Source organism: Leclercia sp. W17, from assembly GCF_003336325.1.
In the GTDB taxonomy this organism is placed as follows: Bacteria; Pseudomonadota; Gammaproteobacteria; order Enterobacterales; family Enterobacteriaceae; genus Enterobacter.
On record NZ_CP031101.1, the window covers coordinates 856,782 to 869,701 of the forward strand.

Annotated in this window: 14 protein-coding genes; 8 read left to right on the top strand and 6 right to left on the bottom strand. The window is 50.8% G+C overall.

The features are described 5' to 3' along the window. Positions 1-40 precede the first annotated feature (40 nt). Together DVA44_RS04330 and DVA44_RS04335 are read right to left on the bottom strand one after the other, a co-directional pair. On the bottom strand, positions 41-712 hold the full coding sequence (locus DVA44_RS04330; protein WP_063215959.1) for an EAL domain-containing protein: 672 nt from the start codon (positions 710-712) through the stop codon (positions 41-43). A gap of 252 nt (positions 713-964) precedes the next feature. Then, entirely contained in the window at positions 965-2,200 is a 1,236-nt protein-coding gene (locus tag DVA44_RS04335; RefSeq protein ID WP_003033850.1) for a tyrosine-type recombinase/integrase, read from the bottom strand. A gap of 295 nt (positions 2,201-2,495) precedes the next feature. Here DVA44_RS04335 and DVA44_RS04340 point away from each other — a divergent pair, with 295 nt between their 5' ends. Continuing rightward, positions 2,496-3,125: a helix-turn-helix domain-containing protein gene (locus DVA44_RS04340; protein ID WP_114385810.1), complete on the top strand. Its 630-nt coding sequence runs from the start codon at positions 2,496-2,498 to the stop codon at positions 3,123-3,125. 115 nt (positions 3,126-3,240) lie between these two features. Further along, positions 3,241-4,278 (top strand): porin OmpA, encoded by a 1,038-nt coding sequence (gene ompA, locus DVA44_RS04345; protein WP_114385811.1) that lies wholly within the window; start codon positions 3,241-3,243, stop codon positions 4,276-4,278. A 54-nt stretch (positions 4,279-4,332) separates the two neighbouring features. Here ompA and DVA44_RS04350 read toward each other — a convergent pair whose 3' ends face one another. Then, positions 4,333-4,695: a hypothetical protein gene (locus DVA44_RS04350; RefSeq protein WP_246842251.1), complete on the bottom strand. Its 363-nt coding sequence runs from the start codon at positions 4,693-4,695 to the stop codon at positions 4,333-4,335. 185 nt (positions 4,696-4,880) lie between these two features. On the opposite strand from DVA44_RS04350, the gene yjdI reads away from it, so the two are divergent. Together yjdI and DVA44_RS04360 are read left to right on the top strand one after the other, a co-directional pair. After that, positions 4,881-5,111, top strand: coding sequence for a 4Fe-4S mono-cluster protein YjdI (gene yjdI, locus DVA44_RS04355; RefSeq protein ID WP_040074154.1), 231 nt, complete (start codon positions 4,881-4,883; stop codon positions 5,109-5,111). Between the two features lie 10 nt (positions 5,112-5,121). Then, complete coding sequence (locus tag DVA44_RS04360; protein WP_103176863.1) at positions 5,122-5,394, top strand: GNAT family N-acetyltransferase; 273 nt, start codon at positions 5,122-5,124, stop codon at positions 5,392-5,394. Positions 5,395-5,437: 43 nt separating this feature from the next. On the opposite strand, the gene DVA44_RS04365 is transcribed toward DVA44_RS04360, so the two are convergent. Continuing rightward, positions 5,438-6,667, bottom strand: coding sequence for an amino acid permease (locus DVA44_RS04365; protein WP_114385812.1), 1,230 nt, complete (start codon positions 6,665-6,667; stop codon positions 5,438-5,440). Positions 6,668-6,785: 118 nt separating this feature from the next. Then, the gene (locus tag DVA44_RS04370) at positions 6,786-7,247 is read right to left on the bottom strand and encodes a multidrug/biocide efflux PACE transporter (protein ID WP_114385813.1); all 462 of its coding nucleotides are present in this window, start codon (positions 7,245-7,247) and stop codon (positions 6,786-6,788) included. A 105-nt stretch (positions 7,248-7,352) separates the two neighbouring features. On the opposite strand from DVA44_RS04370, the gene DVA44_RS04375 reads away from it, so the two are divergent. The 4 genes from DVA44_RS04375 (at position 7,353) to DVA44_RS04395 (ending at position 11,179) form a co-directional block, all read left to right on the top strand. Further along, positions 7,353-8,228: a LysR family transcriptional regulator gene (locus tag DVA44_RS04375; protein WP_114316868.1), complete on the top strand. Its 876-nt coding sequence runs from the start codon at positions 7,353-7,355 to the stop codon at positions 8,226-8,228. Between the two features lie 75 nt (positions 8,229-8,303). Then, the gene (locus DVA44_RS04380) at positions 8,304-8,816 is read left to right on the top strand and encodes a cupin domain-containing protein (RefSeq protein WP_114385814.1); all 513 of its coding nucleotides are present in this window, start codon (positions 8,304-8,306) and stop codon (positions 8,814-8,816) included. Between the two features lie 171 nt (positions 8,817-8,987). Continuing rightward, positions 8,988-10,166, top strand: coding sequence for an acetyl-CoA C-acetyltransferase (locus DVA44_RS04385; RefSeq protein WP_114385815.1), 1,179 nt, complete (start codon positions 8,988-8,990; stop codon positions 10,164-10,166). Positions 10,167-10,495: 329 nt separating this feature from the next. Beyond that, entirely contained in the window at positions 10,496-11,179 is a 684-nt protein-coding gene (locus tag DVA44_RS04395) for a porin (protein ID WP_103822756.1), read from the top strand. 154 nt (positions 11,180-11,333) lie between these two features. On the opposite strand, the gene DVA44_RS04400 is transcribed toward DVA44_RS04395, so the two are convergent. Continuing rightward, complete coding sequence (locus DVA44_RS04400; protein WP_114385817.1) at positions 11,334-12,509, bottom strand: oligogalacturonate lyase family protein; 1,176 nt, start codon at positions 12,507-12,509, stop codon at positions 11,334-11,336. Positions 12,510-12,920 lie beyond the last annotated feature (411 nt).

Genomic DNA, 12,920 nt, shown 5'->3' on the forward strand with positions numbered 1-12,920 from the left:
ACAAGGGCATTTTGCCCTTTTACAAGGAAGATGATTCGAGCTATACCAAGGAAACTACGTTCTCAAATGGGATGGATTTAAAAAGATAACCCTGTAACCCCCAAATGCCTACTTCACGCAAGATTTCCATACTTTTTCTATCCTCAATGCCTTCAATAATAATTTTATCGCAGTATTTTTTAATTAATACAATTAATTCGTAGAAGGTTGGTTTTTTCACCTGCTCATTAAAGAAAATGCGATCTATTTTTACTACTTCAAAGTAACCTTCTATCAAACTAACTACATTCGAATTACCTGCCCCAAGGTCATCGAGCCACAGCCCATTCACACCCTGGCTCAGCGACTTTAACAAGGGGTTTTTTAATCCTTTATCTAAACCTAGGAAATTCTCAGAAAGCTCAAGTTTGATGAATGGCATCGATTCGAAAGTTTGTCTAAGTATGTAGTCATGACGTATCAGAAAAGCCATTTGCTGATCAATGTTCAGTGTACAAAATAGATTCTTTCGTTCGAACCACATTTGCATACTGGCAATGTTTCCGCATTGTTCGTATAGGAAAACCCGTTTCCTATCTAAATCCCAAGATGAAATTACGAACTCAGGATGAAGGGGGCGTCCATCTGGGGAAATGAAGCGAGTGAGAAGCTCAACGCCCAACAACTTTTCGTCAATGCTTACTATAGGTTCAGCAATGAATGTAGTATCCATAACAAACACCTTAAATTTCTACATAGGTTCATTCATAATGTGGTCTTTGTAACAAAAAATCAATAATGGTTTCTGTTATTTAGGTGTGTAACCTAGTGAATTTGGTGGGTTTTTTTTGGGGTTTTAGTGTTATGGCTTTGATGCTTTTTTGTTACTGTTTTAATCTTGCTTTGTTCGTAAAGCAAGAATTAGCGTGTATTATTCATAAACAATAGCTTATTAATCTAATCAATTTGTTTATAAATAAGGGGCTTACGCCCCTTTTTCCGTTTCAGGGAAGATGATCTCTGGATAATCCACCATTTCCACATAGTCGGACAATTCTTTCATGGAACACCCCGCGCTGTATGTCTTGAATGCTTCTGTGGCTGCGGCTTGGGAAGAGTGCCCCGTGATGTAGCCTATACGCTGTTCGGGTACTCCGGCACGGTCAAGACACGTGATAAAATGCCCCCTCAAACTGTGAAAGCATTGGCGATCTGTAGCCATAGGCACTACGCGACGCCGTAAGCGGGTGAATGCCTGGGAATAGAACGGCCCCTTTTTCCCGTCTTTGCGTTCAATCTTGTTAGCCTGTGGTAACAGGTAATCTCCAGTGTTCAAACTCAGATAATAATCCACCATACCGATCAGAAAAGCGTGGATCGGTATGTGCCTAACCCCTGCTTTCGTTTTCGATTTGCTAATGAAGAAAGTCTGTATCCCTTCCACTATAACAACATCTGATTTTTTCAAGCTGGCGATTTCGTCCAGCCTTGCACCAGAGAACAAACCGATCAGAATGACGGCTCGTAGTTCTTCGTCTGCTTCGTTGAGCAGGGTAGATAGTTGATGCCATTCAAACGGCTGGTAGCTCTCAATAGTGCGCCGTGCTTCGAGGTTCATGCCGTGAAACGGATTAAGCGGCGCTATAGCGTCGTAGCGACGTTTGGCAAACTCATAGAGGCTTCCCAGTGACGTTAACCAGTTTTGCAGCGTCTGCCCTGCTACGTCGCGTTTCTGCTGTTCTTCGATGAAATCCGTAACCAGCCGCCGTCCTATCTGATCCAAACTGATATCAACTTTCCCGATACTCTGGAGAAAAACCTCCACGGCTCGCGCCGATTTGCTCAGTGTGGACAGTGAACGCCGATCCCGGTAAGCAGTGGCGTATTCGTCACGTAATAGGCACAGGTGAGGAATAGAACTGGCTCGCTCCTCAATCAGGGGTTTGTTTTTATTCTTGCGGATCTGTGAGTGCAGGGAAGTGATCGCAAGCTGGATGCGCCTGTCCTCTGTATCTGGCTTGAATTGTTCTTTCAGGTTGTTCCACTCTACCAGCATGTGATTGCGGAAGTGTCGAGCCTTGTAAATGTCTCTTGTACCAGTGCTTTTCCGGTAGAGGCGCTTCCCGCCGAACATGTGGCGCATGTAAGCAGGAACGTAGATTTGAAACTGCCAAACACCGTCCGGTGAAAGATAAAGATACTCCTGGCCCTTGATTGTCATGAGATTGATCCTCTAAAATCTCGCAATCAAGTATCAATAATAGTTACTATGTTGATTCTATGACCGTCGCGTTATGGAAAAATGAAACAGAGTTTCGATTCCCTTCGCCCGCTCCAGCTTTTATCTCTGCAATAGCGCGACACAGCATCCGTCCCCGTCGTGCAAAATTTAAAAATAAACAACGTAAATTTTACCCGCCGTTTATTCATTGCTATATCTGAAGAGAGAAGTAGAGGCCAACCTGCGCAAATCGCAGAGCTATTCTGGCTGCTATCCAACGTTATCAGGTCATAATATGCATCTTATTTCACCCGTTCGTCCCGAAGAGGCCATGCAGCGTCTGCTTGCGGCGCTTGAGCCGATCGCGGATAAACTCCAGGTCATCCCCCGCAAGCGAATGACCTGGACATACAAAGGACGTCCCCAGCTCTACTTTTTTATCGAGGGAGAGTTATCCATCCTGCGTGCCTCTGATGGGCTGTTGATTGTCACGGTTTACGAAGCGCATCTTTTTGGTATTGCGGAGATGATCCAGCCGACAAAAGGCCATATTCTGCGCACTGAAGCTGAGTCGACACTGTTACGAATTGATGCAGGGCGGGCGGCTGAACTTATTTCCCGGCAAGGGTTATGGGAGGAGGTGGCAGCGGTGCTCTCCTACCATACTGCTTATCTATTTTATCGTGACGCGCTAGTGGTACAACAACGAACCTATTCAGTGATACGTAACCACCTGCTGGAGATGATCACGCTGCCGGAACAGACTCGCATGCGTATATCGATCCTCGATTATATTCAGGACAGAACGCTGCTTTCCCGCAGCAGTGTGTTAAATGTCATTTCTGCCCTGAAACGAGGGGGATATATCAACTTTAAACGTGGCGGTTATCTTCAGGAACTAAAGAGTTTGCCAGAGAGTTTTTAACTGAAAATTTAATTTTAAACAGAATGATAATTAACCTGACAGCTTTTTTTCTATATCGTTTGCCTACTGAAATTAATAAAGAAATTTATCTACAGTAAGTGTGAACGGGATTGTTATGAAAAAGACTATTGTTGCGTTAATTATCGCAAATGCTTTTACCGCTACCGCAGCTTTTGCTGCAGGTGATGCCGGAACCTGGTACAGCGGTGGAAAATTGGGTTGGTCGCACTATTTCGATACCAACACGGGTAGCAAAGCGCTGGATAATAACAGTGGCTCAAACCATTTTGACTTAGATCAGGATAATGTGAGTGGCGGTATTTATACCGGTTACCAGATTAACTCCTGGCTTGCTGTGGAAGGTGGTTACGACTATTTAGGGAATATGCAGTTAAACGGGCATCACGCCGGCGCCAGGATGAAAAGTCAGGGGATTCAGATGTCCCTGAAAGCCAGCTATGCCGTCACGCCGAAATGGGACCTGTATGGCCGGGCCGGGGCAATGGGGTACCGGGCTGAATCAGATGTAAGCGGTCATAATCGCTTTGAAACCGGAGTCCGCCCGCTGGCTGCTGTAGGAACCGAGTATGCCTTTAACAAAAACTGGGCGGGCCGCCTTGAGTATCAGTGGGTAAGCAACGTTGGCAACGCCAATCAGATTGGGGTAAGCAGTGATGTCAGTTCGGTTACGGCCGGGCTGAGCTACCGTTTTGGTCAGCATGAGGGCGCACCTGTTGTCGTCACTCCCGCGGCTACCGTTGAACCGGCCCCCGCGCCACAGCGTTTTAACCTGAAATCCGATGTGATGTTTGATTATGACTCTGCAACCCTTACCAGCGAAGGCCACGCAGCGATTCGCCAGCTCTATAATAGCCCGGGTTTACAGCCTGCCAACGACAAGTCGACAGTGGTTATCGGCTACAGCGATCGAATCGGTACGCCTGATTACAATCTGCAACTCTCTGAACGTCGCGCGCAGGCCGTTGCTGATGAACTGGTTGCGCTGGGCATTCCGGCGCAAAACATCACCACAGCAGGCCGTGGTGCGAGCGAGTCCGTGACGGGAGCGCAATGTAATGGTCAGAGTGGTAACGCACTGATTGGTTGTCTGTCCCCGGATCGTCGGGTGGTGGTAGAGATCAGCAATAAATAAAATTCTGAAACGCCTTAAACCCGGCATTAACCTGCCGGGTTTTTTTATCGAAGATTAGCCGGTAATAACCGGTTTGAGCACAATATGTATCTGCTGTAACCCCATTTCATTCTTATCTTTAAGGTATTGCTGATTCATCATGGCTAATGCTTCTAATCGGGAAAGAGAAGCGTAGACGGGCTGTACATCGCTATCCATTTCAAATATCTCTTTGGGTTTTACATCCTGTAAATATTGCTTTTTAAGCGTGTCGGTAAGCGTATCTATATCCTGTTTATTGGAATGGTACAGCGAGGCGATATGGGATGTCTGCGCCGGTGGGGCTTTGCTGCCGGGCAGAACTAATGGAATATGCAGTCTGTTGATCTGTTCAACTTTGTCCGGTTCCGGGCTGCTACAGCCGGTGATAAAAACCATACTAAATACCAGTATGAGCGGGGATATCTTTCTCATTATCTGACCTGTATTACTGAAAAACAGCGTTAATTATCCAGCGTGGGTAGCCAGATTGCAGATTAATGTTGTTTATTTTTAAACGAGCAGGTTGAATAGAGATGTCGCGCTATGCTTAATCCCAACCATAATAATTCAGAGGCAATGTCATGGATAATGAACTGCTGGAGGCGGGATACCGGGCCTATACCGGTGAGAAAATTGACGTCTACTTCAATACCGGCATCTGCCAACACGCGGGAAATTGCGTGCGCGGAAGCGCTAAGCTCTTCAACCTGAAACGTAAACCGTGGATCATCCCTGACGAAGTGGATGTCGATACGGTCGTGCGTGTGATCGATACCTGCCCCAGCGGCGCACTTAAATACCGCCACAAATAAGCGAGAAACCATGGACATTCAGGAAGGCCATAACAAGTTTTACGTGAACGATGCCGAAGGCAATCAGGTTGCGGAGATCGTCTTTGTCCCCACCGGCGAACATCTCAGCATTATTGAGCATACCGATGTCGATCCTAGCCTGAAAGGGCAGGGCGTGGGCAAACAGCTGGTGGCAAGGGTGGTGGAAAAGATGCGTGCCGAAAACCGTAAAATTATTCCCCTCTGCCCGTTTGCGAAACACGAATTTGATAACACCCGCGAGTATGACGATATCCGCGCCTGATGCGGCACAGCACGCTGTCGTAAAACAGCGTGCTCTCTTTTAGTCAGGCAATAAACATCACCGACACGCATAACACCCCGACGATCAGCGTCAGCACATTGCCGATGGAGCGGTAAGGCTTCAGGGCAGGGATCAGGAAGGTCGACAGGGTCGGCATGATAAACAGGATCATGGCGATAAGCGGCCCGCTGATGGCGTAGATCATCGAGATGGCATTGGGGTTAATGCAACACACCGCAAAGGTGAACAGGGAGACCCCCATCACCGATACCGCCCGATTAAAGGCCCGGCTTTTCTTTACGCCAACCTGGTTTAATCCTGATTTCACCATCGCTGTAGCCCCCTCAATCACGCCAAAATAGGTGCCGAGAAACGACTTCGACATCGCGATGATGGCGACAACAATCCCGGAGATCCCAAGCCATGAAGGGGAGGAGGGCATCATCGAGAGCGCCGAGAGGATGGTGACCCCTTCCTCTTTCGCGGCGACGATGTAAGAGGGTGGGATCGACATCAGGCAACTGAAGACGAAGAACAGCACGCTCAGACAGATAACCAGGTAGGCCACCTTCATGATGCGGGTACATTTGCCCATCGCGGCCTCGCCATATTTTTCCTGCCGATCGACGGCAAAGGTTGAAATAATCGGGGTATGGCTGAAGGCGAACACCATCACCGGAATGGAGATCCACACCTGGTGCAGAGTATGCTTATCAACGCTCATCTGGCTGGTGAGCAGCGCGGGCTGCCAGCTTTGGGTGAGATAGAGCGACACCAGCAGGAAGTAAGCGATCAGCGGGAAGACCAGAAAACCCATCACCCGAATAGTGGCATGCCGCCCCATCAGGAAGATCAGATTTAACGCCAGCACTACGCCCAGGCTGACCAGCACCCGCACGGTGGTGTCCACCGTCATATGCTTCGCCAGCTGTTCGGTGAGCGAGTTAGTGATTGCCACGGCATAGATCTGCACCACCACAAAAAAGGCGACAAAGTAGAGCGTGGTGATCAGATTGCCGATCTTTTTCCCGTAGTAGTAGGTCACCGCGCCGGTGATCCCTTCGCTACCTTTGGTTTTTGCAGAGAGGATGAACTGGCATAACGCTTTGTGGGGCCAGTAGGTGAATGGATATGCCACAAGGGCGGTGATGAACAGGACGACAGCGCCCGCAGATCCCAGTTGGATGGGCAGAAACAGGGTTCCTGCGCCCACGGCCGTGCCGTACAGGGCAAAGCTCCAGAGGGTCTCTTCTTTAGACCAGATTTTCGACATGAGAGAAACGTATCAACTATAAAACCAACAAAAAGGAGACTATTTTACCATAATCAACAGTTGGCCTGGCGGTTGGAACGGTTTTAAGCGGGCCGGAAAGCATTTCCGGCCGGGGGAGTTAAGAGGTGGCAGCCTGCCGCTGCTGGCGTCGCTTAATCATGCGATCGCGCAGGGTATTGTACGCCCAGTTATAAACCATGGTGTACTGCAGGAAGAAAATAAAGAAGCCAATCTCTAAGGTGAAGGCCTGAAGCAGGCTCACGCCCAGCACCAGCGACACAATCCCGACGCCGATAAAGATGAACCCCACCTCAAAGCCCAGTGCGTGCAGTGCGCGGACTTTCGCGGTGCGGGGCACCTTATGTCGCGGCCACAGCCTGTCGAACAGGTAATTGAAGATGGTGTTCCAGATCATCGCCGTGGTGGCGAGGAGAACAGTTAATCCGCCCATCTCCAGTATCGGGCGCTGCATCAGCCACGCGGTGGTCGGGGCCAGGATCGCCGTGGCTATACCCTCAAAGCAGACGGCATGGAAAATGCGTTCCGGCAGTTTTCTGCGCTGAACATCGTTGTGCTGCATAACTTATTACCTCAAAAACAAGCCTGGATGGGTAAATCATGCAGCTATTTTTATCGTTAAAACTGATATATAAAAGTGAGGTTCCATCGATAAAGTAGATACTTCATGCGCTACTCACCCGAAGCGTTAACCGCGTTTGTCGAGACGGTTGCCGCGGGCTCGTTCTCCGCTGCCGCCCGCCGCCTGCGGAAAAGCCAGTCCACTATCAGCACCGCCATTGCCCACCTGGAAGATGACCTGGGTTTTGCCCTGTTCGACCGCAGCGCCCGCCAGCCGGTACTCACCGCCCAGGGCAAGCAGGTGCTGGGCTATGTGCAGTCGATTCTGGCGGCCAGCGCGCGGCTGGATGAACTGGCGGTATCCCTCAGCGAAGAGACCGAAGCGCGGCTCACCTTTGTCCTCTCCGATACCCTGCATCCGGACGTGCTGGAGGAGATGCTGTTTCGTTTTGATGAGCGTTTTCCCCACACCGAATTTGAGTGTCTGATTGGTGAAGAGGAAGATGTCATCGATCTGCTGCAAAAGGAGCGGGCGCAGATTGGCCTCACCGAGGCGCGGGAGAGCTATCCCACCGACATTGCCGCCGTTCGCCTGCCGATGCAGAGCCATATGGCAATTTATACGTCAGCCAGCCATCCGCTAGCCGCGCAGGCGCGAACGGAGCACGATGAACTGCACAGCTGGCGGGAGCTGCGCCTGAATACCTATCTGGAGCGCGAACCGGTGCTGGCGCAGGGGCCAGTCTGGTCGGCGCCCAACTACCTGATGCTGCTCAGCATGGCGGTTCAGGGCTTCGGCTGGTGCGCGCTGCCCTGTGCGCTGGTGGAGGAGTTTGCCCCGGCGAAAGCGCTGGTACAGCTCAATGTGCCGGGCTGGCCGCGCTCGGTGGCGATCGATCTGGTCTGGAATAAACGCTCCCCGCCGGGGACGGCAGGCAACTGGCTGCGCCATTATTTACAGCAAAAAGCGGATCCGCGGTGATCTCTGCCCCCCGTCAGTGGCGACATTAAAACGAACTACACTTAGCGGAGTGCAATGACTGATTGAGAAGAGACCATGACTGCTAAAGAGACAATCACGCCCCGGACGCTGATGCTCTCCGCCAGAGACTGGGTGCCGAATAATCCCCATTTGCCGGTGCTGCTCTATAAAGGGGTGATAACGGATGGCGATCGCGCAAGCCAGTTTGAACAACAATTTGCCGATAACGGTTGGCCACCTCAGTGGCGCGATGGGGTTTTTGATTATCACCATTACCACTCTAATGGGCATGAAGTCTTAGGTATTGCCCGGGGCGCGGCGCGCCTCATCGTTGGCGGACCAGGGGGCGAAGAGATCGAAGTAGAAGCGGGAGACGCACTGTTATTGCCTGCCGGAACCGGGCACTGCCGGATATCTGCAACCGACGATTTTCTGGTGGTGGGAGCCTATCCGCCAGGTACGGATGTCGATCTCTGCAAGCAGGCGGCAACGCCAGCAATGCTGGCGCGGATCGTTGCGTTGCCGTTTCCTGAGCAGGATCCAGTAAATGGAAACTCGCCCGCCTTAACCCAGTACTGGAGATCTTGACCCGCTTTGCCCTGCGCTCGCGCAGGGTAAGTTTCCCGGTATTGGCAGAACATTCATTTCTCTCGGCCCTCCAGAATCCTTTGTGATAAAACTCACTTTTTTTAAACAATTACATCATTAGTTGATAACAATCCTCTACTATGAGCGGTGTCATTTTGCGCAGAGGTAGAAATGAAAGACGTCGTGATAGTCGGTGCATTGCGTACCGCAATCGGCTGTTTCCAGGGAGCGCTCTCACGCCACTCGGCGGTTGAGTTAGGCAGCGTGGTGGTTCGCGCGCTGGTGGAGCGAAGCGGCATTGAGGCACACGAGATCGACGAAGTGATCCTCGGTCAGGTGCTGACCGCAGGCGCCGGGCAAAACCCTGCCCGTCAGGCCGCGCTGAAGGGCGGATTACCCAATACCGTCTCTGCCATTACCATTAACGACGTGTGTGGCTCCGGTTTGAAGGCGCTGCATCTGGCGACCCAGGCGATACAGTGCGGCGAAGCCGAAGTGGTGATCGCTGGCGGCCAGGAGAACATGAGTCGTGCCCCGCATGTGCTCACCGACAGCCGTACCGGCGCCCAGCTGGGTAACAGTCAGCTTATCGACAGCCTGGTGCATGACGGGCTGTGGGATGCCTTCAACGATTACCATATGGGCGTCACGGCGGAGAACCTGGCGCGTGAATATGGCATCTCCCGTAAGCTGCAGGACGCCTATGCCCTCAGTTCCCAGCATAAGGCCCGGGCGGCCATCGACGCGGGTCGTTTTCGCGACGAGATCGTACCGGTTGTCGCCCGGAAGCAGGGTGGGGAGAGCCTGCTGGTGGATACTGATGAACAGCCGCGCACCGATGCCAGCGCAGAGGGGCTGGCGCAGCTGAACCCTGCCTTTGAACTCACCGGTTCGGTCACCGCCGGGAATGCCTCCTCAATTAACGACGGGGCCGCCGCGGTGATGATGATGAGCGAGAGCAAAGCCGAAGCGCTGAATCTGCCGGTACTGGCGCGCATCAAAGCTTTTGCCAGCGTGGGTGTCGATCCCGCCTTAATGGGCATCGCCCCGGTCCATGCCACGCGCCGCTGTCTTGAGCGGGCAGGGTGGCAACTGGCGGATGTTGATCTGATCGAAGTGAACGAAGCCTTTGCTGCCCAGGCGCTGTCGGTGGGCAAAATGCTGGAGTGGGACGAACGCCGGGTGAATGTCAACGGCGGAGCGATCGCCCTGGGCCACCCCATTGGCGCATCGGGTTGCCGTATTCTGGTCTCACTGGTGCATGAGATGGTGAAACGCGATGCGCGTAAAGGGCTGGCTACGCTCTGCATCGGCGGCGGGCAGGGCGTGGCATTAGCTATAGAAAGATAATTCGCGTTGATATATATCAACCCAAATAAGCCTCCGACCCCGGAGGCTTATTTGTTTGTGAGCACCGTCATATTTTACCCTCCTGTAAGTAAAATCTTAAGCACCCGCAAAATATTTAACGTATTCGCTGAATCTGTAATAACGATTTACTGTGATCGTGATCCGTTAAATTCCGCTTAAAAGGCCTGTTTTGTTGATATTGCTCACGGCTGGGTTTGCCAAAAAAAATGAAACAAATAATTACGATCGCGATCACTAAAATTACGTTTATTAAAAAATAAAATGGAATTCCATAAAAACGAAACATCATTTTAAACGAGGGTTTTTCCATGTTTAAGAAATCTCTGGTCCTTGCTTCACTTATTGGCGCTTCTTTCGCAGCTCAGGCTGTCACCGTGGATCTGCGTCACGAATATATCGATAGCGGCTCGAACGCAGACCGTGTTTCGGTTTCGCACCGTTTCGAAAATGGCTTTGGTTTCTCTGTAGAAGCAAAATGGAAATCTGGCGGCGATAAAGCTGACCAGCCATTTGCGGACGTGGTGGGTAACGGCCACGAAGATCAGATTAGCTGGCGCTGGAAAGCGAACCAGAACATTGCGTTAACACCAGGCTTTACGCTCGAAAGTAAAGACAGCTTCACTATTTATAAACCTTATCTGCACGCGCAATATAGCTTCGATAATGGCTTCTATGTGGCAGCCCGTTATCGCTATGACTACACCCGTTATCCGTCAAACGCGAATAAAGACGACGATAAAGTTAACCGTGGCGATGCCTGGGTTGGTTGGGTAATGGGCGACTGGCGTACCGAGCTGAACTACGTATACGCGAAAAGTACAGAAGGGAATATTCGTAACAACAATAAAGATTACTCCCAGGAATATAACGTCAAGCTGGCGTACAAAATTGATAAGAACTGGGCTCCGTATGGCGAAGTGGGTAACGTCGGTGTGAAAGATACCGATGAGCGTCAGACCCGTCTTCGTGTCGGCGTAGCTTATTCATTCTGATAACAAGCAGTACCTCCGGGATAAACCGGCTCTCAGGAGCCGGTTTTTTTGCGCCTGTACTTTATTATTTTTTGCCGTCTCTACCGAATCAGCCAATAAAAAAAGCCCTCCATAAAGGAGGGCAAGGCCAGTTACAGGAACACAAACACAAACATTATTCTCGCAACAGTTCTGGTTGCTCAGGAAGCTTCGCAATATAGAGAGCAGGTTTGCCATCTTTATCGGAACTAAACAGCACCGCTTTATCATCCGGGGTAAAGGATGGATGCGGATGGGTCACCTGGCGGCTGTTTGCCACGGTTGCCCAGGAAGTATCGTGACGCGCGATGCGGAAATAAGCCTTTTTCGCCACGTCGAATGCGTAGAGATACGGGTCGTTGTCGATGGTGTAACCGCTGGTATCTTTCACATCGACCGGCGTACCGGAACCATCACCTACCAGCAGCGTGCCGTCAAAGTTACTCATCAGGTGTGAACAGGCTGGCATCTTCATTACCGCGCGGTTCTCACCGGTATCCGGGTTGAAGCTATATACGGTACGCCCTTGCTCACCCTTCAGGTAAGAGACATAGACCAGTGCTGAGCCGTTCGGTACCCAGAACTCATGGGTGCAGCTTTCGCCTTCGGCGTGCTCTTTCACCTTGCGTACATTGCTGCCGTCTTCGTTGACCATCCACATACGGGCATCCACTAAATCGTGCGGGCCTTCATGACAGAACGCGACGGTGTTGTCGTCAAACGGACGGTAAATCGGGTGACCCAGCCAGCTCTTCTCTTCGTGGATGACGCTGCTTTCACCGGTCTGCAGATCGACCCGCAGCAGGCGGCAGTGCGGGCCTTTATGGAAGAAGTCGTGGAAGATTTTCCAGTCGTTCAGCGGCGTCCAGTCGCTCTTCGCAATTTCGATGCCCACCAGTTTGGTGCAGTCGCTGTTGGCTACCCAGGTGCCATAGCCGACCCAGTCGTCGCTGACGCGATAGACTTCACGTTCTTCGAGAGTGGTCAGGTTGACTTCCCGCAGGGTGCGATCATTCTTAACGTAATAGAGGGATTTATCATCCGGTGAGAGGAAGCCGCCAAAGGTGTTATCGCCAGCGCCTTCGGTTAACTGCACCGCTTCGGCCTTTTTCAGATCCAGCAGATAGTAGTTCCAGTGGCCATCGAATTCACCCGCAAACAGCAGGTGGCTGCCATCGTTGAAAAAGCACTTTTGATAGAAGTAGTTACGGTGACAGGTAACTTCAGGGGGGGTCAGGCGGGTCACTTCCACGCCTGTATCCGGATCGCGGCTGACCTCATAGTTCAGTTTGACCCGCATACCTTTTGCCATGATGCGCTCCTTGAATTCGACGGCAGGATCGCGCCTGCGGTCCGTTCTGTAAAATATGAGTTTAAAAACTGGGTGTTAAAATATCAAAACAATGTTTCACTATGTGTGACTGGTGGCGCACTTCTGAAGGAAAACCCTGCGGATTCATCAATATCTTTAAATTCGTTCAGTTTTTTCTGATGGCTGCACCCATTTTTTATTTTTTCATAACCTTTTGTTTATTATGAAAAATAAGAAGGGGTATTTAAAAAAAAGGTGAAGGAAAGCCTTGTCAACTCCCTGACAATCGTGATCGAAACTACAGTTTTGAGATTAACTTGCAGAAAAAGTGAAACATCGTTTTGAATGTAATTGAAAACCTATTTCACAGCAGATAATATGTGCTTATCATGAAAACGGAACACCGTTTTG